This window comes from Archangium violaceum, from assembly GCF_016887565.1.
In the GTDB taxonomy this organism is placed as follows: Bacteria; Myxococcota; Myxococcia; order Myxococcales; family Myxococcaceae; genus Archangium; species Archangium violaceum_B.
Genome location: NZ_CP069396.1, coordinates 3,437,139 through 3,460,542, shown reverse-complemented (window position 1 = coordinate 3,460,542; position 23,404 = coordinate 3,437,139). Strand labels below are relative to the sequence as shown.

Below are 23,404 nucleotides of genomic sequence, written 5' to 3'. Positions count from 1 at the left end.
TCCTTGATGCCACACCTGATCGTGGCGCCCATCCTCCTGCCGATGCTGACGGCGGCGATGATGCTCCTGCTGGGCGAGGGCAGGCGCCCCGCCAAGCTGGTGCTGGGGATGAGCTCGGCGCTCTTGGGGCTTGCCGTCGCGGTGACGCTGCTGGCGTGGGTACAGGAATACGGCGTCGTGGCCTACCTCCCCGGCAACTGGCCGGCGCCGTTCGGGATTGCGCTCGCGGTGGATCGCCTCTCGGCCGAGATGCTGGTGTTGACCTGGGTCCTCGGCGCCTGCGCCTTGTCCTTCGCCTCCGTGCGCTGGCACCGCGCGGGCGTTCATTTCCACCCGCTCTCGCAGTTACAGCTCATGGGGCTGTCCGGCGCGTTCCTCACGGCGGACGTCTTCAATCTCTTCGTCTTCTTCGAGATCCTGCTCGCCGCCTCCTACGGCCTGTTGTTGCATGGGTCCGGAAGATCGCGAGTCCGAGCGGGCGTGCATTACGTGGCCATCAATCTCGCCGCCTCGTCACTCTTCCTCATCGGAGCATCGATGATCTATGGCATCACGGGGACACTCAACATGGCGGAGCTCTCCGCGCGCCTGTCCGAGGGGGCCGTGGCCAACCGGCACCTCATCGACGCGGGAGCGGCCATCCTCGCGGTGGCCTTCCTGGCCAAGGCGGCGGCCTGGCCGCTCAACTTCTGGCTCGTTCCCGCCTACGCGTCGGCGACTCCACCCGTGGCGGCGTTGTTCGCCGTGTTGACGAAGGTCGGCATCTACGCGCTGGTGCGGCTGTGGACGCTGATGTTCGCCGGGGGTCCGCTGGCGGGATTCGGTGCGGACGGGCTGTTCGTGTTCGGGCTGGTCACCGCGGTGCTCGCGGCCCTGGGGATGATCGCCTCGCATCGGCTCGCGAGTCAGGCGGCCTGGGGGGTGGTGGTCTCCGCCGGGACGCTCCTGGCGGCGCTTGGATTTGGCGAGGAGGCCGTCCTCGGCGGCGCGGTGTTCTACCTGGTGAGCTCCACGCTCGCCTCCAGCGGGTTCTTCCTGCTCGTTGATCTCGTCGAGCGCTGGCGCGTGGGCGCGACCGTCGTGGATGAGGCGCCCTTCCTGAGCGCGACGCTCGAAGCGCAGGAGGTCAACCTCGACGATGAGGAGGAGCCGCTCGTCGCGCTGCCGTTCCCCGCGTCCACCGCCTTGATGGCGCTGGCGTTCGTCGCGTGCGCGCTGCTCATCTCAGGCCTGCCTCCCCTGTCGACCTTCGTCGGCAAGCTCGGCATGTTGTCGGCGGCGCTCGCGGTGCGTGAAGAGACAGGGTCCGTTCCCACCCGCGCATGGCTGTTCGTCGGCGGGCTGCTGGGGTCCGGTCTGCTCGTCCTCATCGCGCTCACGCGAACGGGAATCCGCACCTTCTGGTCGGAGATGCAGCGCGAGCCGCCTCGGGTTCGGGCGGCGGAGGGATTGCCCGTGGTGGCGCTCCTCGCCGCGTGCGTAGCGTTGACGCTCGCGGCCGCCCCCACGATGGAGCTCGCGCGTGCGACGGCGCAGTCCCTCTATGACCGCCGCGGGTACACCCATGCGGTCCTTGGCGCCAGGGTGCGGATGCCGACCCCGGCGCCGGAGGCTGCGCGATGAGGTGGCTCCTTCCTTCGCCCGTGCTCTCGGTTGCGCTGTTCCTGCTCTGGATACTGCTGATGCAGTCGTTGAGCGCGGGGACGCTGGTGCTCGGCGCCGTCCTGGCGATCTTCTGGCCCGCGGTGACGGTCCGTCTCAGGCCCGCCCCGGTGCGGTTGCGCAGGCCCTTCGTCATGGCACGCCTGTTCGGCCGGGTCGTGCTCGAGATGCTGCGGTCGAACGCCGAGGTGGCGTGGGTCATCCTCACGCGACGCTCGCGCGACATCCCCTCCGGCTTCGTCCACATTCCGCTCGAGCTGCGGGATCCGAGCGGATTGGCCGTGCTGGCGATGATCATCACGTTCACGCCGGGAACCGCCTGGGCACAGCTCTCGGCGGATAATCGCGTCCTGTTGTTGCACGTACTCGCCATTCAAAACGAGGAGGACCTGGTGGCCCTCATCAAGCGTCGCTATGAACGTCCGCTCATGGAGATCTTCGAATGAGCCCGCTGCTCTCCTGGTTACTGGCATTCGCCCTCGGCTGTCTCACCCTCGCGATGATGCTGGCCCTCGCACGAATGATCATCGGGCCCAGGGCGGAGGACCGCGTGTTGGCGTTCGACTGCCTGTACGTGAACACGATGCTGGTCATCCTTTCGCTCGGGCTCATCTACCGCAGCAGTTCCTACTTCGAGGCGGCCCTCCTCATCGCCCTCTTCGGGTTCGTGGGCTCCACGGCGATGTCCAAGTTCCTCCTGCGCGGGGAGCTCATCGAATGAGCGCGTCGACGCCTCCGTGGGTGGATGCACTGACCGGGCTGCTCGCGGCGACGGGCGCGCTGGCGGCACTTATCGGCTCGTTCGGGGTCCTGCGCCTGCGGAGCTTCTTCCAGCGAGTCCACGCGCCCACCTTGGGCACGACGTTGGGAACCTGGTGCCTCACACTCGCGACGGTGGTGCAGGTCTCCTTCGAGCACGGGCAGCTCTACGTCCATGCGCTGCTCATCTCGGTGTTCATTGCCCTCACCGGACCTGTCACTACCTTGCTCCTGATGCGCGCCGCGGTGTTCAGGGGGCGCCTGCGGGGCATGGAGATTCCGGTGCCCACCGTGGACGATCCCCCCGCTGAATGACGCCCTCCACAGGGCCCCCATGCGTCCTATGCGTACCTTCGATTCGAAGGTCGCCTTCGCCGTGCACAGGCGCGACAGGGCCTCCCACCGCGCCCGCCTGGATGTCGATCGGGATGTTCGGCGCGACGCTGGGGGTCGGGACTACGTTGCCTTACCGGGAGCGCGCATGGCTCCGAAGACGAGCTCCCGGAAGTAGCGCGCACCCTCATCGGCATGCGTGCGCTCGTGCCAGAGGAGGTGCATCTGAAAAGGCGGTGGGGCCACGGGCAGCTCGAGGATCCGCAGGGGCAGGTGTTGGGCGAGTGACTCCGCCAGGAGGCGCGGCATGCCGGCGATCAGGTCGGTGGTCGCGGCGATCATCGCCGCCGCGGCGAAGCTGGGAGCCACCAGGGAGACGGACCGCCGCAGGCCGTGCCGTTGGAAGAAGCCTTCGATGAGGCGGTGCCCTACCCCTGGCCCTTCGATGGAGAGCCAGATGTCCACGTGCCGCAGGTCATTGAACATCTGCCGCGACAGTCGCTTGCCCACCTTGGGGTGATCCCGGCGGACCACCATCACCGCTTCGTCGCGATACAGCGCCTTCGCGTGCAGTCCCGGCCCGGCGGCCTCGATCGGACCAATGACGGCATCCACCTGTCCGCTGGCGAGTCCATCGCTGGCCTCGAGCTGGTCGATGCTGACGATCCTCAGCGTCGCGCGAGGCATCCGCGCCGTGAAGGCCGCGGCGATCCTGGGGACCCGTGCCATCTGGTCATTGTCCGAGCACGCCAGCGTGAACATCCGGTCTGTCTGAGCGGGCACGAAGGGGGCGGCGGCTCCTTCCAGCGCCCCTTGCAGCTCCCTGAGCGCGGCTCGAAGGCGCGGGGCCAGCTCGGTGGCCCGGCGTGTGGGCACCAGGCCGCGCCCATGGCGGACCAGCAGGGGATCTCCCAGGAGGCCGCGCAGTCGTCCGAGCGCATTGCTGACGGCCGAGGACGTCACGTGCAGCGACGCCGCGGCCTTCGCCACGCTCTTCTCCTCGAGGACGGTGTGCAGCACGAGGAGCAGGTTCAGGTCGAGGGAGGACAGGTTCATGGTGGTGTACGATAGGATCACGAATCATCACGGCAAGTGAATCGGGTCTCCGCGTATGAAAGCCATGAACGGAGGCCGAGAGACATGCGCAGAGTGCTGATCGTGGGGGGAGGCATCGCGGGACCGGTTCTGGGAATGTGGCTGAAGCGGTTGGGGCTGGAGGTCTCCATCACCGAGGCCCGGCCGACGGCCGCGGTGGGGGAAGGCGCCTTCCTGGGTGTCGCTCCCAACGGGATGAATGCCCTGGAGCCGTTGGGAGTGGCCGCCGCCGTGGCCGCCGCGGGAACCGCGTGTGAAGCATTCCAGTTCATCAATCGAAGGGGGGAGTCCATCGGGTCCATTGATCGCAGCGGGGATGCGAGCGCGTTCGGCAGGCCCCTGACGATGATCCGGCGTGGGCAGTTGAACGCGATCCTGGCGGAGGAGGCCGCTCGGCAGGGTGTGGAGATCCGGTGGGGCCAGCGGCTCGTGGCGGTGGACGAGTCCCACCCGAACCATGTCATTGCGCGCTTCGAGGATGGCTCGGAGTCGTCCGCGGACATCCTCATCGGCTGTGATGGGCTGCGCTCCCGGGTACGGTCGCTGCTCCTCCCAGACGCCCCGGCTCCGAGCTTCACGGGGCTCCTCGATTACGGAGGCTTCGCCCGGGGCGTCCAGGTGCCGGTACCGCCAGGCGTCAACCTCATGCTCTTCGGGCGGCGGGCGTTCTTCGGCATCTTCGTCACCCCGTCAGGGGAGAGCTGGTGGTTCCACAACGGTGCGCCCGAAAGCTCGGACCTGGAGGCACTCCGAAAGCGCTCGGATCCTGCCCGGGAGCGTGAACGGCTCCTGGAACTCCATCGGGAGGATCCGCCGTGGGTCGGCGATGTGATTCGCGCCACGCCGACGCTTCTGGGACCCTGGCCCATCTACGAGCTGCAAGCGATGCCGCGGTGGCACGCGGGCCGAGTCTGTTTGCTGGGGGATGCCGCTCATGCCATGTCTCCGAGTGCGGGTCAGGGCGCGTCCCTCGCCATGGAGGATGCACTGGTGCTGGCCCAGTGCCTGCGAGACATCGACACCCCGGCGAAGGCCTTTGCCGCCTTCGAGAAGGCCCGTCGTCCCCGGGTGGATGCCATCTTCCGCGCCGCGCGCCGGAACGGGAGCGGCAAGGCCGTGAGCGGCGCGTTCTCGGAGTGGTTTCGAGATCGACTGCTACCTCTCTTCTTGCGGCTCGGCGCCTCCAGCCAATCGAAGATGTACTCGTATCGCCTGGAGTGGGAAAAGACCACTTGAGCCAGTTCGCCCGGCTGCCACTGCCGACTTCGGCGGAAGAAAAACCCCGGGTCGCCTGATGGCGCCCGGGGCACTCTACTTCCAGTGGAGGCGGCGGGAATCGAACCCGCCGATGTATGAGTCTGCCCCGATTTCGTGGGCACACCCGATGACTCGGTTGGTGCCGCGGGCGGTGCTGGCCGGTGGGGTGGAACACGTGCCGCTCAACTCAGCTGGCGCCGGAGGATGTTCACGTGGCGAATTTCGAGGCAAGCTGATGCAAGAACCCGTCAGGAGGTACGATCGAAATCATGGGCGCAATCGACCCCAGCCGCATCCGCAACATTGCAAATCACACCCTGGAGAAGGCGCTCTCGAAGAGTTCGACGGAGCCGTTGTCGCTCGAGCCCCTCTCGAACGCGTCGCTCACCGAGGCGCCCGTCGAAGGGTCAAGCGGTGAGCTGCGCACCGAGCTGTCGTTCACGATCCCGAACAGCTCAGAGCCTCGAGTGGTCGCCGCGACGACTGATCCAGCGCGTCTCGCCTTCGAGCAGTTTGCAAGCAAGCTCGGCGTCAAGCACAGCCTGTGTAGCAACATTGAAGACCCCCACACCGTGCGCCTGGTGCTCGTCGCTCAGGGCCCCGAAGCGAAGGTTCGTGCGTTCACCCGGGCCGCTGTCGAGTTTCTGAGGGAGTGACGTCGTCTGCCGTCTCGGTGCGCGGCAGGGGTCTGGGCCTCTTGGCTCTCTTGGGCCTCAACACCACGCGGCCTGGAGTGGCCCTCGCGCTGGGCCAACCGTGCAACGTGCGCATCATCGGCGAGGTGATCGGCCACCCTGCGCGCTGGGAGGAGGCCTCGGCGTAGGACTCTCGGCGGCAGATGCTGGCCCGCGGCTGGCCACCCAAAGCCGTGGAGGAGGTCACCGCGGCCGCGGCGCGCACGTTCCTCTCCTGAGTCGGGGTGACGCGCATCCGAGGGCACGCACGCGCCTATATTGACAGTGCCCTGTCCATTTGGCAGATCACTGTCCATGTCGAAGCTCACGGTGGCAGGCGAGGTCTTCACGGAAGTGGTGCTGGAGGTCTTCCGCATCAACGGTCTGGCGCTGGAGGCGGGAGACGCGCTGACGGAGCCCCTGGGGCTCAGCAGTGCGCGCTGGCAGGTGCTCGGAGTGGTGGACCACGAGCCGGCGCCGGTGGCGAACGTGGCGCGCATCATGGGGCTCGCCCGTCAGAGCGTGCAGCAGACCGCCGACGCGTTGGAACGGGATGGCTTCATCGAATACACGGAGAACCCGCACCACCGCCGCGCGAAGCTCATCACGATGACTCCCCGGGGCCGGGAGGCGCTCCGCAAGGTGGAGGCTCGCCAGGCCGCCTGGGCCAACCAGCTCGCGGCGAAGCTGGACGCGAAGACGCTGCGGGCCGTGGCGGAAGGCCTGCGCCAGGTGCGGCAGTGCATCGAAGAGGCCGCGGCGCCCACCACCGATAACCGAAGTGGAGGTACCCGATGAGCGGCACGTCGACGATTCCCCTCCTCCCCTGTGTCTCGCTCGACGAGACGTTGGACTTCTACCGGGCCCTGGGCTTCGAGGTGACATACCGGCAAACTGCCCCCAACCCATACGCCGTGGTGTGCCGCCAGGACTTCGAGCTGCACTTCTACGGCCTCAAGGGGCTGGAGCCCGCGTCCTGCCACAGCACGTGCCTGGTGGTGATGCCGGAGGTGAAGCCCCTGCACACGGCCTTCGCCGAGGCCCTGCGCCGCGCGCTTGGCAAGCTGCCCGTGTCCGGCATTCCCCGCCTCACGCGGATGAAGCCGGGCCAGGGCCGGTTCACCCTGGTCGACCTGAACGGCAACTCGGTCATCTTCGTGCGGCGCGAGAAGGCCGGAGCCAGCCGCGGCGAGGAGTATCCGTCCTGGAAGGAGTCCGACTCCCGGCTGGCGAAGGCGGTGGCCGCGGCCGCCCGCCTGCGGGACTTCAAGACGGACGACGCCGCGGCGGCGAAGGTCCTCGACGTGGCGCTCGCCCGAAACGAGCCCGCCCCTCCTGTCGACCGTGCCCGCGCCCTGGCGGCCCGCGCCGAGCTGGCGGTGGCCCTGGGGGACGAGGCACGCGCCCGCGCCCTGCGCGCAGAGCTCCAGAAGGTCCCCCTGTCCCCAGAGGAAAGCCAGCGCTTCCAGGCAGAGCTGGGGGCCGCGGAGGGCCTGGAGCGCGCGCTCCGGTAGCGGGACTTCATGTTACTGCGCGTTCACCTTGAAGAGCTCCACCGCGGACTGGTTGGTGTTATTGGCTCCGCCCACCAGGAGGACCGTGTAGGCATCAAGCGACGTGGCCGTGTGATTGTAGCGGCCCACGCCCAGGGACGTCGTGGACTTCCAGGTGCCCGTGCGCGGGGAGTAGACCTCGGACGAGGAGAGGATTCCCGTCTGGCTGTTGAAGCCCCCGGTCACCACGACCAGGTCTCCAATCACGCGCGTGGCTGTGTGCGCCTGGCGCGGGGCGTTCAGAGAGCCCTGGACGGTCCAGGTGTAGGTGGCGAAGTCGAACAGCTCCGTCGAGATCCCCTGCGTCCAGGCCTGGGTCGAGCCGCCCACCACCAGCAGCTTGCCATTCTCCAGCAGCGTGGCCGAGTGCAGGGTGCGGCCCGTGCTCATGCTCGGCATCGCGCTCCACATGCGCGTGGCGGGGTCGTAGAGCTCCACGGAGGACAGGGTGTTGCCGTTCTCATCGGTTCCGCCCGTGACCAGGACCCGGCCATTCTTCATCAGGGTCATGGTGTGGCCACGGCGGGCCGTCTGGAGCGGGCCGGCCGGGGACCACTGGTTCGTGGTGGGGTCATACAGCTCGGCCGAGGCCAGCACGGGGCCCGAGCTCTCGCTGGAGCCTCCCCCCGCCACCAGCACCCGCCCCTCCGGCAGCGTGACGGCGGCGTGGTTGTAGCGCGGGGTGCTCATGGGGCTCGCCAGCGACCAGCGCTTCAGCGCGGGGTCATACAGCTCTTCGCTCGCCGACGCGGTACCGCCCGCGATGAGCACCTTGCCGTTGTGCAGCACGGTGGCCGTGTGGCCACGATGGGTGGTGATGCTGTTGCCCACGGTGGACCAGGCCGCCTGCTGGGGGTCGTACTCCTCCGCGGCGGTGTTGAAGCCACCGGTCACCAGCACCCGGCCATTCTGCAGCAGGGTCGCGGTGTGCAGCAGCCGGGGCTGGGGCGTATTGCTGACGGACGACAGGGTCGGCTGGAAGGGGTAGACCTTCACCTGCCGGGTGGCGGTGCTCTCGTTGCCGGCGCGATCGGAGCCCCGATAGGTAAGGGTATAGATGCCTGGCACTCCGGTGTTGACGCTGCCGGAGCTCTGAGCCCGAGTCTCCCACCGGTAGGACCCGTCACACGAATCATCCACGAGCATGTACCCCGGCTCCTCGAAGATCGCGCCAACGGGAAGGCTCATCTGCAGAGGGCCATCCACCCGCAGGTTGGGGGCATGGGTATCGACCACCGTCCAGACCGTCGAGCAGGACGTCGAGTTGCCGGACAAGTCGGTGGCGGAGATCCATGAGGTGAAGGTATCCGGAATGCCGATGTACTCAATCGGGTAGTCCACGGACTGGAGACCGCAGTTATCACTGAACTGGGGATCGGCATGGTCGAACAGGACGTCCAACCCGCTGTAGACGCACTGGACCGTGATCGCGGAGGGACAGGTCAGGACGGGCGGTTCCACATCGGGTGAGGTGCACGCGGAGCCGCTGGTGGATGCGACGGCCTCCTGGCTGTAGCCGGCGAGGGCGCCCATGAGCGTGACGCAGCGCGCGAGGGAGGGCCATCGGGGAGGGATGTGAAGATGTGTGGGAAGGAAGCGCTTGGGCAGCATCATGGTGTTGAACCTCTCAGGAGGAGCCGGTGTACTCAGATGCACTGGATTGCTTCTCAGCCACAGCACTACTCTGGAGCGCTTGAAACCGGCCTGCGTCCTTCGCTCGGGGTGTGCTCGCTTTGGGCGCAGAGAACACATTGATTATAGAACATCTCCAGGTTGCTCTGAGCTTCCCGGTTATTCCTAAATCCTGAGAAGACCCTGCGCCCAGGCTGCAACGGCTCTGGTGCCTGCGCCTCGGACAAACCTCACGAGGTTCCACGGCGTCTTCGCTCCAGGCGCGCAACCGCAGCACCCTCTCAATGAGCCGTGCCGCGTGAATCCAAGACGTCTGTCGTGGCGACACGCAGGGCCCACCTCTGCAGTGCCTTCTCTTCGGCCCACTGCTTGAGTCTGCTTCTCTCTGTTGTCCACCGGATGATGCGGCCAGTGATGACGCTCGTTGACGCGCTGCGCATTGTGGACGCCCACCCCAGCGGCCTAAAGAACGCCTTGTTGGCACTGTGCCAATACGTAATGGAGGGCTGCGCCATGAGACTGCGGTGGAACTGTGAGTTGGCGTTTTCGAGCTTTCTGATTCTCGCCCTGAGCGCTTCTCGGGCAGACGCGGACCCGTTGCCGTTGTTGGATTCGACGGCCACCCGGTCGCCGTTCTCGGCGGCATGTGCTGGGCAACCGGATTCCACTCCGTTGCCGGTGGATCCGCGCACCCTGGTGGTGCCCGGCGTCAACAAGCCTGGGGCCGCGGTGCAGTTCAATGCCTACTGGGTGGACCTGCACACGCCGCCGGCGCCGTTCGTCTCGACGCTGCCTCCGAATCCGAAGAACTGCGGCGAATTTCGCGCGAGCGTCGCTCGGGGCCGGGCGAACATCGAGACCCGCGCCTACTTCCAGCCCTTCACCAACGCGCTCGCCTACTACAACCTCTATACGCTCTGGGGCTACCTCATCCGCCCCGCCGACTTCGACGAGCAGGTCATCAAACGCTATGGACTCGCGAAGGCGCCATTCCGCAACCCCTACCCGCTGCCGTGGGAGAACCCCAACCTCACCAATGGCGGCAGCGGGCAGCTTCCGCTAGGGCTCATGCAGGAGAAGGACGAGAACGGGCGCTACACGGGAAGAATCAGCTCCGGCTGCTCGGGCTGCCACGATTCGCGGCTCGGGAGCGAACAGGAGGCCGGCTTCGTGTGGGGCCGCTCGAACGACGCGATAGATGCCGGCTTGATCCAATCCGACCTCTTCCGGTCCACGGGCGTGGGGACGGTGCTCCAACTCGCGCCCGTGCCCTGGAGCGTGGGCCGTGGCACGAGTGACGCCATTGGCATCGTCGACCTCCTGCCCGCCCTCTTCGACATGGACTCGCTCGCACTGGTACCGAGCCTGCTCGAGTTCTTCCCATCCCATGCGGGGGGCATGTCCCGCGCGCCCAACTGGTGGTACCGCGCGTTCAAGACTCGCCAGTTCTGGGATGGAGCGCTCACCTCGGACAACGTCCGTTCGGAGATGGCGTTTGGAATCGCGAACCTGGGTCGCACGCCCGCGCAGCGCCGCGCGCTGACCGCCGAGTTCGAGGACAACGACAACTTCTTCATCTCGCTCTCGCCCCCCGTCTACCCCAAGGCGATCAACACCGCACTCGCCGAGCAAGGAGCCGTGCTCTTTCACGAGCGTGACCTCTGGGCGAACGGCGCCAATGCCAACATCCCGAAGACTCCAGGCAATGGCTCCTGCGCGAGCTGCCATGGCGTCTACTCGCCACGCTACGCCGCCAACCCCGCGTACCTGCCCGATCCCCGCCTCAAGGGCATTGCCGGCGTCATCACGCCCATCGAAACCATCCGGACGGATCCGGCGCGCGAGCAACTGATGGCCGACGTGCGTAAGCGCAGAGCCTGGAACACGTCCTTCCTCGCCTACAACGACCAGGCCCCCAACCACGGTCCCTTCTACGACGACCCCATCACCAGCGCACTGCGCCGCGTGCCGCGCAGCGCGTACGACAACGGCCTCGGGCCCGTCTACTCACCCGAAGGGCCGAACACGTGGATCGAGCCGTTCGGCTACATCGCGACGCCACTCTACGGCGCGTGGGCCTCCGCGCCTTATTTCCACAACGGAAGCGTGCCCTCCATCTGGGAGGTGCTGAAGCCGTCGGACCGCCGGGCGGTATGGAAGCGCCAGCAGACCTCCGCCAACGCGCTGGGAACCAACGCGGGTTACGACGCGAGCCATGCCTCGTATGACTTCGCGAAGCTCGGATGGAAGGTGACGGCACTTGCCTGCGGAGATGTTCCGAGCAACGACCCGTTCATCCCCTGCAGCCAGGAAATGGCGACGCCCGACATCCTCTTCGCGAACATCGCCAACCTCGCCGCGAACTACAACTCGCTCGCCTACCAGTCACCGCCGCCCATCACCCAGAAGCAGATTCGCTCGCGGATGATCTTCAATTCGCATCTCTATGGGCTTGGAAATGGCGGGCATGACTTCACGCAATCGCTCACGGACGACGAGCGTTGGGCCATCATCGAATACATGAAGACGCTCTAGATCTCCGGGAAGAGCCGCGGCCTCCGGCTTGAATCCGGCCAGAGGCCGCGGTGATTACAGCGAGTGCAGCAGGTGACCGCCATCGACGGGCAGTGCGACACCGGTGATGAAAGCGCCGGCGTCGCTGGCCAACAGCAGCAGCGCGCCCGAAAGGTCTTCCACCGTACCCAGCTTCTTCGACGGGATATTGTTCTTGAGGTAGGCCTGACCGCGCTCCGACTTGAAGTAGCCTGAATTGATTTCGGTTTCGATGTAGCCGGGACAGAGCGCGTTGACGCGGATGTTGTTGCGCATCAACTCCAGCGCCATGTGACGGGTGAGCTGGATCAGGCCCGCCTTGGACGTGGCATACAGCGATTCACCATAGCCGACACCGATGCCGAGGATCGAGGAGATGTTGACGATGCTGCCGGGCCTGCCGGCCATGCCCGGTTGATCGACGAACGCACGGGCGACGCGCCATGCCGCTTTCAGGTTGGTATCGACGACGTAATCCCAGTCTTCTTCCTGCGTCTTCGCGAAGAGCATCGATCGGGCGACGCCGGCATTGTTGATCAGCACGTCGATGGTGCCAAAGAACCCGCCCGCCTCCTCGAACGCGGCTTTCACGCTGTCGAGATCGGTGACATCCATCGCCACGGTCGCGGCATCACCGCCGGCACTCTTGATGCGCTCGGCCAGATGCCGCAGGCGATCGACACGGCGCGCGGCGACCACCACCTTGGCGCCGGCTTCGGCCAGTACCTGCGCGAAATGCTCGCCGAGACCGCTCGACGCACCGGTTATCAGCGCCACGCGGCCGGTCAGATCAAAACGATTCTTGTTCATGGTGTTCTCCCGCGTTCCTGCCGGTGTCATGGGATCATCGCCACGGCCATCTCCGCGATCGGTCCGGCCAGCGCGCCGTAGTCCATTGCCTTCCTGCTCGACGCATTGCCGTCGAGAGCGCGCTTGTAGACGCCCTGCAGAATCGCGGCGATGCGGAAGAAACTGAAGATGATGTAGAAATCCCAGTTCGGGATTGCCTTGATGCCGGTCAGCTCGCAATAGCGCGCGACATACTCTTCTTCCGAGGGAATGCCGAGTGCCTCGCGGTCGAGACCGCCGAGGCCAGGGATCGCCGCATCCGGCGGCAGGCGCAAATGCATGCATTGATACGCGAGATCCGCCCACGGGTGACCGAGCGTCGACAGCTCCCAGTCGAGCACCGCGACGATGCGCGATTCGGCCGGGTGGAACATGACATTGTCGATGCGGTAGTCGCCGTGGTTCAGCGCGACCTGACCGTCGTCGGCCGGCACGTTGGCGGGTAGCCACTCCATCAGCTTTTCCATTGCCCGCATGGTGCCGGTCTGGCTGGCTCGGTATTGTTCGGTCCAGCGTCTGATCTGACGCTCGAAGTAGTTGCCGGGGCGGCCGTAGTCGGTGAGACCGGTCTGCTCCAGGTTGACCGTATGCATCGCGGCGAGTACGCGCACCATCCCATCGTAGATCGCGCGGCGTTCGGCCGGTGTTTGTTCCGGCAGCGCGCTGTTCCAGAAAATGCGGCCCTCGACGAATTCCATCACATAGAACATCGAGCCGATGACGCTGTCGTCGTCGCACAGTGTAAACATCCCTGGCACCGGCACCTGGGTCGCCGCCAGCGCCTTCATCACACGGTATTCACGGTCGACCGCGTGCGCCGATTTCAACAGCAGTCCGGGCGGCTTCCGGCGCAGTACGTATCTGCTCTTCTCGGTGCGCACCATGAAGGTCGGGTTGGACTGACCACCCGCGAATTTGGTGCATTCCTGAATCGTGCCGAAATCGGCAATCCGCGCAGCCAGATACTTCTGCAGATTTTCGACATTCAGCGTGTCGACTGCCTCAGACATGGATACGCCTCCTCGAAGATTCGTGCACCCACCGGCTGCACAGTTGCTCAAAGCGCTGACAGCTCCTGGATGACCTGCTTGCCGAGCGCCATCATATGGACCTGATCGGGACCATCGGCGATGCGGCACCAGCGTGCGTAGTTGAACGCCTCGGCGAGGAAATAATCCCCGGTCAGACCGCCGGCTCCGTGCAGTTGGATCGCCATGTCGATGACCTCGAAGCCGAGTTGCGGCACCATGATTTTCGCCATCGCAATCAGGTCTTTCGCATCCTTATTGCCGACGCGGTCCATCTTGTCCGCCGCGCGCAGCGTCATCAGGCGGCACATTTCGACCTTGGACGCCATCACCGCGATGGCCTCGCGCACCGAGCCCTGCGTGCTCAGCTTCTTGCCGAAAGCCACGCGATTCTCCACGCGTTTGCAGGCGTATTCCAGTGCGCGCTGGGCGGCGCCGATCACGCGCATGCAGTGATGGATGCGGCCTGGACCAAGGCGGCCCTGGGCGATCTCGAAACCGCGGCCCTCGCCGAGCAGAAGATTCGATTTCGGCACGCGCACGTTGTCGAACACGATTTCGGCGTGGCCGTGCGGCTCCTCCCAGTAACCCAGCGTCGACAGAGGCCGCTTGATGATCATGCCCGGCGTGCCGCGTTCGACCAGTACCTGGGATTGCTGCAGGTGGCGGTTCGGGTTGTCCGGATCGGTCTTGCCCATGACGATGAAGATCTGGCAGTTCTCGTGCATCGCGCCGGTGGCGAACCACTTGGTGCCGTTGATGACGTACTCGTCGCCTTCAGCGCGGATCGAGAGCTCGACGTTGGTCGCGTCGCTGGAAGCCACATTCGGCTCGGTCATGACATAGGCCGAGCGGATCTTTCCTTCCAGCAGCGGTTCCAGCCATTTCTTCTGTTGCTCGGGCGTCGCGTACCGCGCGAACACTTCCATATTGCCGGTGTCGGGCGCGGAGCAGTTGAAGACCTCGGCAGCCCAGAACACGCGGCCCATGATTTCGGCCAGCGGCGCGTACTCGAGGTTGGTCAGGCCGGCGCCGCCGTGCTCGATGCCCGGCATGAACAGGTTCCACAGCCCCTGAGCTTTCGCCCTGGCCTTCAGCTCCTCGACGATCGGCGGCGACGCCCAGCGGTTTTTCTGCACCTGCTGGGTGAACGTGTGTTCGTTCGGATAGACGTGCTCTTTCATGAAGGCATTGAGCCGATTTTGCAGCTCCGTGACGCGGGACGAATGTTGGAAGTCCATGGGTTCCCCTTTGAAAACAATCAGGTGTATGAGAGCAGATGTTCAGCATCCGGGCGCTCCAGATGCGGCTGCGCATTCCATGACTGCAGCCGCACCTTGTCGCCCTTGAACATCAGGCGGGTGATGCCAGTATTCACCATTTGCAGGTTCATGGTGATCATCTGGTCGACGGTGAGGCCGAGCACTTCGCGCACCAGCGCGCTGATGGCGCCGCCGGAACTGATCGCGAGCACGCGCTGCGCGTCGGGCCGGTCGATCATCGCGCGCAGGCTGGCGCGGATGCGGCTTTCGAAGTCGTTCCAACTTTCCGGCAACCGCGGATGCCGCAGCGTGCCGTCGGCCCAGGCGCCGAGGGTCAGGCGCAACTGGCGGTAGAAGACACGCGCGTCCTTGAGGTCTAGCGGCGGTTCGACCGGGCACTGCTCCAGGTGGCAGTCGACCAGAGCGTGAAAGTGATACTCGTTGAGGCCCGGCAGGATTTCGGGCTCGAGGCCGGTGTAGCCGGTCGCCTCCAGCGTCTGGCGGTGGCGCAGCAGCGCTCCGATGACGACGCGGTCGAAGGTCAGACCGCGCATGCGGAACCAGTCCCCCAACCGCTGCGCCTGCTCGACGCCGACTGCCGAGAGCCGGTCGTAGTCATCGGTGCCGAACGAGGCCTGACCGTGCCGCACCAGATAGATTTCGCCCATATCGCCGCCGTTGTTCCGCTGCCGCGAGCCTGGGGGACTTGCATATCACGCAGTGGCTCGGATGAAGTCCCTTGGCCGCGCGCGTCCAGCCCCCGATGACGCAACACGTCGGACACCAGGCATGGCCTCGCAGGCAGCACTTCAAAGACTGTTGCTGTTGACACGGTGCCAACAAGCCCCCATCATCACGCGAATAGAGGCCCCACTCATGAGCTACCAACACATCCGGTCTTCGGTTGCGGATCGGGTCGCTACCCTGGAGTTGAACCGTCCCGAAGCGAGGAACGGATTCACCGTGACCATGGCGGACGAGCTCGCCGACGCGCTCGGTGACGCCGACGCAAACGAAGACGTGCGCGTGGTCATCCTCACCGGCGCTGGCAAGGACTTCTGCGTGGGCGCGGACCTGAGCGGCCGCTCGTTCGAGGTGTCGAATATCAACCATCTGGAGCGCGGCTGGGTCGAGCCGGCGACCCGGGTGACTCGCAAGATGTTTGCGCTGCGCAAGCCGGTCATCGCCGCCGTCCGCGGCGCCGCGGTGGGCGTGGGCTCGACGATGATCCTCCCCGCGGACTTCCGCCTCGCCGCGAAAGACAGCCGCTTTGGCTTCGTCTTCAGCCGGCGTGGCATCTATCCGGAAGCGGGCTCGTGCTGGTTCCTGCCGCGCCTCGTCGGAATGGGGCGCGCGCTGGATTGGATGGTGAGTGGCCGTCTGATCCAGGCGGAAGAGGCGCTCGGCGCGGGCCTGGTCCAGTCCCTCCACGAGCCGGGCGCGCTGCTCGATGCCGCCCATGCGCTCGCCCGCGAGCTGGTCGAGACCACCGCGCCGGTGTCCGTGGCCGTCATCCGGCAGGCCCTCTACCGGATGAGCGCGCTCCCTTCGCCCGAGCCCGCCTTCGCACTCGACAGCCAGCTCATCGCGAGCTGTGCCCAGAACGCGGACGCCGAGGAGGGCGTGATGTCGTTCCTGCAGAAGCGGCCCGCGAAGTTCCCCCGAACGTTGGAGCGGGACCTGCCGGCGTTCCTGCCCTGGCGGGAGCAAAAGTCATGAGCCCAGCCGTTGCTCCTCGCTGGAAACGGCTCGAGCCGGATACGCGCAGGGAACAGATTCTGGAGTGCGCCACGCGGCTGTTCGGCGAGCGCCCGTACGCGGAAGTCTCCACCACGGACATCGCCCGGGAGGCGGGCGTCGCCCGGGGATTGCTCAATCACTACTTCGGGCAGAAGCGGGATCTCTATTTGAAGGTCGTGAAGAGGATGCTGCTCATGCCCGGCCTGGACGAGAGTGTGCCCATGACGGGAACCTTGCGGCAGCGGGTGGAGCGCAGTGTCGAGTGGTACCTCGATACGGTGGCGACCCACGGAAAGACCTATGTGGCGGTTACCGGCGCGGGGGGCATCGGCGCGGATCCGGAGGTCGAGCGCATCATCTCGGAGGCGGACGACGTGGCCGCCGCGAAGACGCTCGAGTTCCTGGGTCTCAAGGTCGAGGTCGGAAGTGACGCGCGGCACCGGGCGATGATGCGCTCCTACGGCGGGCTGGTGAAAGCCACCATCCGCGAGTGGATCCGCGGCGGGACACTCTCGCGCGAGGACGCGCACCTGCTCCTGAGCGAAGCGCTCATCACGATCGTGCGCGACGTATTCCCCCAGCTCCATCACGACGCCCACCCCGAGCACGGAGACTCCCGGGGGTCGGGGTCAGGGCGCAAGCGAGGAAAGGACGAGCGATGACCTCGAGGCCACTTGCGGGACGCACGCTGTTGATGTCCGGAGGAAGCCGCGGAATCGGGCTGGCGATCGGCGTCGCGGCGGGGCGCCTGGGGGCCAACGTCACGCTCCTGGCGAAGACCGACACCCCGGATCCACGGCTGCCCGGGACGGTGCACACGGCGGCCGCGGAGATCGAAGCCGCGGGCGGCCAGGCGCTCGCGGTGGTCGGCGACGTGCGCGACGAAGCGGCCGTGCAGCGGGCCGTGGATGAGACCGTGGCACGCTTTGGCGGCATCGACTTCTGCGTCAACAACGCGAGCGCCCTCGCCCCGCTCAAGACCGAAGAGCTGCCGGTCAAGCGCTTCGACCTGATGCAGCAAATCCAGCTGCGGGGGACGTTCCTTCTGACGCGCGCGGCGATTCCGCACCTGCGGAGATCTCCCCACCCGCACATCCTCTCGCTCTCGCCGCCGGTCAACCTCGCGCCGCGCTGGATGGGCCTGCACCCTGCGTACACGCTCGCCAAGTACGGGATGACCCTGCTCACGCTCGGCTGGGCCGCGGAGCTGGCCGAGGCCGGCATCGCCGCGAACGCCCTCTGGCCCCGAACGCTCATCGCCACCGCCGCCGTGAAGAACATGCTCGGGGGCGACACATCGATGCAGCGGGCCCGCTCGCCGGAGATCATGGCGGACGCGGCCGTGGCCATCCTCCAGCGCCCGCCGCGCGATTGCACGGGGCAGACCTTCATCGATGAAGACGTCCTCCGCGCCGAAGGCATCACCGACTTCACCAGCTATGGGGGTGGCCCTGACGTCCTGCTCGACCTCTACGTCGACCCCTGAAGAGGAACGAAACAGTACGTCTGGCCATTGACTCGGGGAGGTGCCCATGGGTTCGTCGCTCGCAGCATTGGAAGCGCAGTGCCAATCACAGGCAAACAAGCTCACGCTGCCGCTGCTCCTCAAACGCAATGCCGAAGAATATGCGGGCGCTCCCGCAATCAGCGCCGGAGACAAGACGCTCACCTGGGCACAGCTACGCGAACAGACCGCCGCGCTCGCCCGCGGGCTCGGCGCGCTCGGGCTGTCGCGAGGCGAGCGGATGATGCTCATGATGTCCAGCCGGCCAGAGCACTGGAGCATCGACTTCGCCGCGGTCCACCTCGCCGCCATTCCCTGTACCGCGTACCAGACCCTGAGCACAGAGCAGGTGGGCTACGTCGCGCGGCACAGCCGGGCCACGGTGGTGGTGCTGGAGGGCGCGGAGGAGGTCGCACGGTGGCAGCCGGTGCTCGAAACGCTCCCGGCGCTCAAACGGATCATCGTCCTGGATTCATCGGCCATCCCGGCCGGGGATGCGCGCTTCATCTCCTTCGCGGAGGTCGAGACCGAGGGACGCAGGTTGCACCAGGCGGATCCCACGGTCTTCGAGGACGGCTGGAGAACCATCCGGCCCGAGGACCCGATCGCGATGATGTACACCTCGGGCACCACTGGCGACCCCAAAGGCGTGGTGCTGAGCCACCGGAACGCCTTCTATGAGGCGATCTCGGTGGACCTCGCCATCCCCATTCCCATGCAGTCCCCGTCGATCGCCTATCTCCCGCTGGCGCATATCGCGGAGCGCGAGCTCGGCTTCTACCGCGCACTCTACAAGGCGCTGCACGTGCACATCTGCGCGGATCCGGCGGGCGTGGTGCCGCTGATGGCCAAGGTGTCTCCCCCTTCGTTCTTCGGGGTGCCGCGCGTCTGGGAGAAGCTCGCCGGGGGCCTGCGGGCGAAGCTGGGCACGCTCGAGCCTGCTCAGCGCGAGGCCATCCTCTCCGCTCATGCGGTGGCCCTGGAGGCCTTCCGGCTCGAAGGCGCCGGAAAAGCCGTGCCCCCGGAGCTCCTGCGGAAGGTCGCGGAGGTGGAGGCCAGGGTTCTCAAGCCCCTGCGCAGGACGCTCGGACTGGACACGATCGAGTGGGCGAGCAGCGGCTCGGCGCCCATCCCCGTCGAGATTCTCGAGTACCTCGGAGGCTTCGGGCTCAAGGTGCTCGAGGTCTGGGGCATGAGCGAAACCACCGGCTGCGCCACCGTCAGCACGCCCGCGGACTTCCGCGTGGGTGCCGTGGGCCGACCCATTCCCGGAATGCAGCTCCGGCTGGCAGAGGACGGTGAAATCCTCGTTCGCGGCCCCGTGGTGTTCCTCGGCTATCTCGCCGCGGACGGTCAGATCGTCAGCGCGGTCGACGCGGACGGCTGGCTCGCCACCGGCGACATCGGCACGCTCGACCCCGACGGCTTCCTCACCATCACCGACCGCAAGAAGGAGCTCCTCATCACCTCGAGCGGGAAGAACATCGCGCCATCCCGGCTCGAGGGCATGCTGCGCGCGCATCCGCTCGTCGGTCAGGCGATCACGATTGGCGATGGCCGGCCCTACGTGACGGCACTCGTCTCGCTCGACCCGGACGCCGCGCCGCTCTGGGCCAAGGCTCATGGCCTCGCGCCGCGGTCGCTCGCCGACCTCGCGCGCGATCCGGCGATTCGCGCCGAGCTCGAGTCGCTCGTTGCCTCGACCAACGCCCGGCTTTCCCGAGCGGAGCAGATCAAGCGCTTCGAGGTGGTCCCCGAGGCGTGGTCTCCCGCGACGGGCCAGCTCACGCCCACCCTCAAGCTCAAGCGCCGCGTGATCCTCGAGCAGTACGCCGAGCGCATCGCCACGCTCTACGCGAACGCCTGACCCCCCACCTCCCGAACCACCACCCAAGGGACTCCCATGCATGCGAGAACACCGGAGCAAGCTTCGTTCGCCGCCGCCATCGACGCGTTCTGCCGCGCCAAGACGGGGACGCGCGCGCAACGCGACGCCTTGACCGGGAACGGTACCGAGGCCCACAACCCCGCCCTCTACGCTCAGATGGCCGAGCTCGGTTGGCTCGGGGTGGGCATCCCGTCGAAGTATGGCGGCTCGGACGGCGGCATGTCCGACATCTGTCTCTTCGCCGAGCGGACCGCGTACGGGCTCGCCCCGGTGGGTGGCTATATCACCACGGCGGTCGCCGCCGGTCCGTACGCGAAGTTCGGGACCGAGGCCCAGCGCGAGACGATTCTCGGCGGAATCACCCGCGGCCGCGTGGAGGCGGTCTCCATTTCAGAACCCGGGGCCGGCTCGGACGTCGCCGCGATCACCTGCCGCGCGACCCGGACCCCGGGAGGATTCATCATCAACGGGCAGAAGACCTGGTGCTCGAACGCACACTTCGCGGACCACATCCTGCTCGTGGCTCGCACCCACGCCTCGAGCTCGCGGCACGAGGGCCTCACCATGTTCTGCGTCCCCGCGGGCACGCCCGGGATGGAGATTCGTGGCATCCCCACGATGGGCGGCAAGGAGGTGAATGACGTCTACTTCACCGACTGCTTCCTGCCCGAGAGCGCCGTGGTCGGAACCGTGGACCAGGCCTGGCCCCAGCTGATGGCGGGGCTCAACAGCGAGCGGCTCCTCCTCGCCGCGTCCATGCTCGGCCGCGGCCGGCGCGCCTTCGATGACGCCGTCGCATACGTGAAGGAGCGCAAGCAGTTCGGCAAGCCGGTTGGTTCCTTCCAGGCGCTCAAGCACCGGATCGCGGACCTCGCCACCGAGCTCGATTGCTGTGAGCTGCTCATCTACCGCGTGGCCGCGATGGCGGACGAGGCACCCGAACGGAGGCTCCCCCGCGAGGCGTCGATGGCGAAGCTGAAGGCGACCGAGACGGCCAAGCGCGTGGCGCTCGAAGGCATGCAGATGATGGGGGGCTACGGCTACGCCCTCGAGTACGACATGGAGTCGCATCTGCGCGCCACGGTGATCTCCACCGTCTATGGCGGCACGAACGAAATCCAGCGCGACATCATCGGCAAGACGTTCGGACTCTAGAGCGGAACCTGAGAAGAGAGAGGCAGACATGACGAGACGTTCCCCATGGAGCTCGGACGAGCTCGAGCAGGTGCGCGGGCTCGCGGCCGCCTACTTCACGAAAGAGGTCCTTCCCAACGTGCCCAAGCACGTGGCCCAGGGTTATCCGGACAAGGCGCTCTATCGGCGAGCAGGCGAGCTTGGGCTCCTGTGCATGTCCATTCCGGAGGCCTACGGCGGAGGCGGTGGCACGTTCGCGCACGAGGCGGTCCTCATCGAGGAGCAGATCCGCGCCGGGGACCCCTCGATGGGCTTCGGCGTGCATTGCGCCATCGTCGCGCATTACCTCCTCGCCTATGCGTCCGAGGCCCAGAAGCAGAAGTGGCTGCCCAGGCTCGCGAGCGGCGAGTGGGTGGGGGCCATCGCCATGACCGAGCCGGGGACGGGTTCGGACCTCCAGGCCATCTCCACCCGCGCGGTGCGGGACGGTGATTTCTACCGGGTGAGCGGCGCGAAGACCTTCATCTCCAACGGCCACGTCTGTGACTTCATCATCATCGCCGTGCGGACGGGGGATGCGAAGGGGCACGCCGGCATCTCGCTGTTGTGCGCCGAGGTCTCCGACACGACGCCCGGCTTCACGCGGGGCCGCATCCTCGACAAGCTTGGCGGCAAGGGCCAGGACACGACCGAGCTCTTCTTCGATGACCTGAAGGTCCCCGCCGTCAATCTGCTCGGCGGCGAGGAGGGCCATGGTTTCGTCCAGATGATGCAGCAGCTGCCCCAGGAGCGGCTGATCGTGGCGCTCATGGGCATGGCGAGCCTCGAGCGCGCCGTGGATTTGACGGTCGAGTACACCAAGCAGCGTCACGTCTTCGGCAAGCCCCTCATCGCCTTGCAGAACACGCGCTTCGAGCTCGCGGAGTGCGCGACCCTGAAGCGCGTCTGCCGCACCTTCATCGATGACTGCATCCAATCCCACATCGAGGGCCAGCTCGACGTGACCACGGCGGCCATGGCCAAATACTGGGTGACCGACCAGGCATGCATCGTCGTGGATCGCTGCCTGCAACTTTTTGGCGGGTACGGGTACATGAAAGAATACCCCATTGCCCACCTGTTCGCCGATACCCGCGTGTTGCGGATTTTCGCCGGCGCGAATGAGATCATGAAAGAGCTCGTCGCCCGTTCCCTCTGAACCACTCCAACCGTTTCGCAAGGAGGCTCCCGGTGAGCCAGGAAGCTTTCATCTTCGACGCCGTTCGCACCCCCCGCGGCAAGGGCAAGAAGGGCGCGCTGCACGGAATCAAGCCCCTATCGCTGCTCGTCGGCCTGGTGGATGCGCTCAAGAAGCGTCACCCGAAGCTGGATCCCCAGCGGATCGACGACGTGGTGCTCGGCGTGGTCTCCCCGGTCGGAGACCAGGGCGCGGACATCGCCCGGACCCTGGTGCTCGCGGCCGGCCTCCCGGAGACGACCGGCGGAGTCCAGCTCAACCGCTTCTGCGCCTCGGGCCTGACCGCGGTGAACATGGCCGCCCAGCAGGTGCGCTCGGGATGGGAACACCTGGTCATCGCGGGTGGCGTGGAGAGCATGTCGCGCGTCCCGATGGGCTCGGACGGCGGCGCCTGGGCCCAGGACCCCGCCACCAACTATGACACCTACTTCGTGCCTCAGGGCATCTCCGCGGACCTGATCGCGACGATGGAGGGCTTCACCCGCGAGGACGTGGACCGCTATGCCGCGCAGTCGCAGGAGCGCGCGGCCAGGGCCTGGGCCGCCGGATACTTCAAGAACTCCGTCGTCCCGGTGGTGGACCAGAACGGCCTCACCGTGCTCGACCGCGACGAGCAGATGCGTCCGGACTCCACCGTGGCCTCGCTCGGTCAGCTCAACCCATCCTTCGCCGGGGTCGGCGAGGCCGGCGGCTTCGACGCGGTGGCGCTGCAGAAGTACCACTTCGTGGAGAAGATCCACCACGTGCACACGCCGGGGAACTCGTCCGGCATCGTCGATGGCGCGGCGCTCGTGCTGTTGGGCTCGGAGAAGGTCGGCAAGGAGCTCGGCCTCACGCCGCGGGCGCGCATCGTCGCCGTCGCCACGTCCGGCGCGGACCCGACCCTCATGCTCACCGGCCCGATTCCGGCCACCCGGAAGCTGCTCGACATTGCCGGCCTCTCCATCCGGGACATCGACCTCTTCGAGCTCAACGAGGCCTTCTCCTCCGTGGTCCTCAAGTACCAGAAGGATCTCGCCATCCCGAGCGAGAAGCTCAACGTCAACGGTGGCGCGATCGCCATGGGCCACCCGCTCGGGGCCACTGGCGCGATGATTCTCGGGACCGTGGTGGACGAGCTCGAGCGGCGGAAGGCACGCCGCGCGGTCGTCACCCTGTGCGTCGGCGGCGGGATGGGCGTGGCCACCCTCGTCGAGCGCGTTTGAATCTCTTCCTCCTCTTTTTATCGACAACATTCGAGCGAA

The 23,404-nt window shown here is 66.6% G+C and carries 23 protein-coding genes; 17 read left to right on the top strand and 6 right to left on the bottom strand.

All coding sequences use genetic code 11. From position 1 onward, the window contains the following. Positions 1 to 6: 6 nt before the first annotated feature. Genes JRI60_RS14455 through mnhG form a run of 4 tightly spaced genes read left to right on the top strand, consistent with a single transcriptional unit; the run spans position 7 to position 2,736 of the window. Positions 7 to 1,623, top strand: coding sequence for a monovalent cation/H+ antiporter subunit D (locus JRI60_RS14455; RefSeq protein WP_239470524.1), 1,617 nt, complete (start codon positions 7 to 9; stop codon positions 1,621 to 1,623). Next, entirely contained in the window at positions 1,620 to 2,108 is a 489-nt protein-coding gene (locus tag JRI60_RS14450; protein WP_204226410.1) for a Na+/H+ antiporter subunit E, read from the top strand. The genes JRI60_RS14455 and JRI60_RS14450 overlap by 4 nt, the downstream gene beginning before the upstream one ends. Then, entirely contained in the window at positions 2,105 to 2,383 is a 279-nt protein-coding gene (locus JRI60_RS14445; protein ID WP_204226409.1) for a K+/H+ antiporter subunit F, read from the top strand. Before JRI60_RS14450 ends, JRI60_RS14445 begins: the two co-directional genes overlap by 4 nt. Continuing rightward, positions 2,380 to 2,736, top strand: a complete 357-nt coding sequence (mnhG, locus tag JRI60_RS14440) for a monovalent cation/H(+) antiporter subunit G (RefSeq protein ID WP_204226408.1) — start codon at positions 2,380 to 2,382, stop codon at positions 2,734 to 2,736. Before JRI60_RS14445 ends, mnhG begins: the two co-directional genes overlap by 4 nt. Before the next feature lie 141 nt (positions 2,737 to 2,877). On the opposite strand, the gene JRI60_RS14435 is transcribed toward mnhG, so the two are convergent. Further along, positions 2,878 to 3,810, bottom strand: coding sequence for a LysR family transcriptional regulator (locus JRI60_RS14435; RefSeq protein ID WP_204226407.1), 933 nt, complete (start codon positions 3,808 to 3,810; stop codon positions 2,878 to 2,880). An 84-nt stretch (positions 3,811 to 3,894) separates the two neighbouring features. Between JRI60_RS14435 and JRI60_RS14430 the strand changes: the two genes are divergently transcribed. The 5 genes from JRI60_RS14430 to JRI60_RS14415 all read left to right on the top strand — a co-directional run bounded on the left by JRI60_RS14430 (position 3,895) and on the right by JRI60_RS14415 (position 7,294). Then, positions 3,895 to 5,085 (top strand): FAD-dependent oxidoreductase, encoded by a 1,191-nt coding sequence (locus JRI60_RS14430; RefSeq protein WP_204226406.1) that lies wholly within the window; start codon positions 3,895 to 3,897, stop codon positions 5,083 to 5,085. A gap of 290 nt (positions 5,086 to 5,375) precedes the next feature. Then, positions 5,376 to 5,762: a hypothetical protein gene (locus JRI60_RS14425; protein ID WP_204226405.1), complete on the top strand. Its 387-nt coding sequence runs from the start codon at positions 5,376 to 5,378 to the stop codon at positions 5,760 to 5,762. Between the two features lie 41 nt (positions 5,763 to 5,803). Then, positions 5,804 to 5,929, top strand: a complete 126-nt coding sequence (locus JRI60_RS54490) for a hypothetical protein (RefSeq protein WP_275439253.1) — start codon at positions 5,804 to 5,806, stop codon at positions 5,927 to 5,929. A gap of 166 nt (positions 5,930 to 6,095) precedes the next feature. Further along, entirely contained in the window at positions 6,096 to 6,578 is a 483-nt protein-coding gene (locus tag JRI60_RS14420; protein ID WP_204226404.1) for a MarR family winged helix-turn-helix transcriptional regulator, read from the top strand. Continuing rightward, positions 6,575 to 7,294, top strand: a complete 720-nt coding sequence (locus tag JRI60_RS14415) for a hypothetical protein (RefSeq protein WP_204226403.1) — start codon at positions 6,575 to 6,577, stop codon at positions 7,292 to 7,294. Before JRI60_RS14420 ends, JRI60_RS14415 begins: the two co-directional genes overlap by 4 nt. A 12-nt stretch (positions 7,295 to 7,306) precedes the next feature. Here the strand turns inward: JRI60_RS14415 and JRI60_RS14410 are convergent, their stop codons facing one another. Then, the gene (locus tag JRI60_RS14410; protein WP_204226402.1) at positions 7,307 to 8,947 is read right to left on the bottom strand and encodes a kelch repeat-containing protein; all 1,641 of its coding nucleotides are present in this window, start codon (positions 8,945 to 8,947) and stop codon (positions 7,307 to 7,309) included. Positions 8,948 to 9,463: 516 nt separating this feature from the next. On the opposite strand from JRI60_RS14410, the gene roxA reads away from it, so the two are divergent. Further along, positions 9,464 to 11,500, top strand: coding sequence for a rubber dioxygenase RoxA (roxA, locus tag JRI60_RS14405; RefSeq protein WP_430384407.1), 2,037 nt, complete (start codon positions 9,464 to 9,466; stop codon positions 11,498 to 11,500). Between the two features lie 54 nt (positions 11,501 to 11,554). Here roxA and JRI60_RS14400 read toward each other — a convergent pair whose 3' ends face one another. Genes JRI60_RS14400 through JRI60_RS14385 form a run of 4 tightly spaced genes read right to left on the bottom strand, consistent with a single transcriptional unit; the run spans position 11,555 to position 15,325 of the window. After that, entirely contained in the window at positions 11,555 to 12,328 is a 774-nt protein-coding gene (locus tag JRI60_RS14400) for an SDR family NAD(P)-dependent oxidoreductase (RefSeq protein ID WP_204226400.1), read from the bottom strand. A gap of 26 nt (positions 12,329 to 12,354) precedes the next feature. Next, a complete protein-coding gene (locus JRI60_RS14395; RefSeq protein ID WP_204226399.1) occupies positions 12,355 to 13,377 on the bottom strand; it encodes a phosphotransferase in 1,023 nt (340 codons plus the stop codon). Positions 13,378 to 13,424: 47 nt separating this feature from the next. Further along, positions 13,425 to 14,636, bottom strand: coding sequence for an acyl-CoA dehydrogenase family protein (locus JRI60_RS14390; RefSeq protein WP_204226398.1), 1,212 nt, complete (start codon positions 14,634 to 14,636; stop codon positions 13,425 to 13,427). Positions 14,637 to 14,656: 20 nt separating this feature from the next. Further along, positions 14,657 to 15,325 (bottom strand): histidine phosphatase family protein, encoded by a 669-nt coding sequence (locus JRI60_RS14385; RefSeq protein ID WP_204226397.1) that lies wholly within the window; start codon positions 15,323 to 15,325, stop codon positions 14,657 to 14,659. A gap of 208 nt (positions 15,326 to 15,533) precedes the next feature. Here JRI60_RS14385 and JRI60_RS14380 point away from each other — a divergent pair, with 208 nt between their 5' ends. From JRI60_RS14380 to JRI60_RS14350, 7 genes are read left to right on the top strand one after another with little or no spacing between them, the layout of a single operon-like run. Then, positions 15,534 to 16,376 carry an enoyl-CoA hydratase-related protein gene (locus tag JRI60_RS14380; RefSeq protein WP_204226396.1) on the top strand — a complete coding sequence of 281 codons (843 nt, stop codon included), beginning with the start codon at positions 15,534 to 15,536 and terminating at the stop codon, positions 16,374 to 16,376. Continuing rightward, the gene (locus JRI60_RS14375; RefSeq protein ID WP_239470523.1) at positions 16,373 to 17,059 is read left to right on the top strand and encodes a TetR/AcrR family transcriptional regulator; all 687 of its coding nucleotides are present in this window, start codon (positions 16,373 to 16,375) and stop codon (positions 17,057 to 17,059) included. The genes JRI60_RS14380 and JRI60_RS14375 overlap by 4 nt, the downstream gene beginning before the upstream one ends. Next, positions 17,056 to 17,883, top strand: coding sequence for an SDR family oxidoreductase (locus JRI60_RS14370; protein WP_204226395.1), 828 nt, complete (start codon positions 17,056 to 17,058; stop codon positions 17,881 to 17,883). Before JRI60_RS14375 ends, JRI60_RS14370 begins: the two co-directional genes overlap by 4 nt. Positions 17,884 to 17,929: 46 nt before the next feature. Further along, positions 17,930 to 19,768, top strand: a complete 1,839-nt coding sequence (locus tag JRI60_RS14365; RefSeq protein WP_204226394.1) for an AMP-dependent synthetase/ligase — start codon at positions 17,930 to 17,932, stop codon at positions 19,766 to 19,768. 36 nt (positions 19,769 to 19,804) lie between these two features. Continuing rightward, entirely contained in the window at positions 19,805 to 20,944 is a 1,140-nt protein-coding gene (locus tag JRI60_RS14360; protein WP_204226393.1) for an acyl-CoA dehydrogenase family protein, read from the top strand. 28 nt (positions 20,945 to 20,972) lie between these two features. Then, complete coding sequence (locus tag JRI60_RS14355) at positions 20,973 to 22,121, top strand: acyl-CoA dehydrogenase family protein (protein WP_204226392.1); 1,149 nt, start codon at positions 20,973 to 20,975, stop codon at positions 22,119 to 22,121. Between the two features lie 32 nt (positions 22,122 to 22,153). Next, positions 22,154 to 23,365 carry an acetyl-CoA C-acetyltransferase gene (locus tag JRI60_RS14350; protein WP_204226391.1) on the top strand — a complete coding sequence of 404 codons (1,212 nt, stop codon included), beginning with the start codon at positions 22,154 to 22,156 and terminating at the stop codon, positions 23,363 to 23,365. The last annotated feature ends 39 nt before the right edge of the window (positions 23,366 to 23,404 follow it).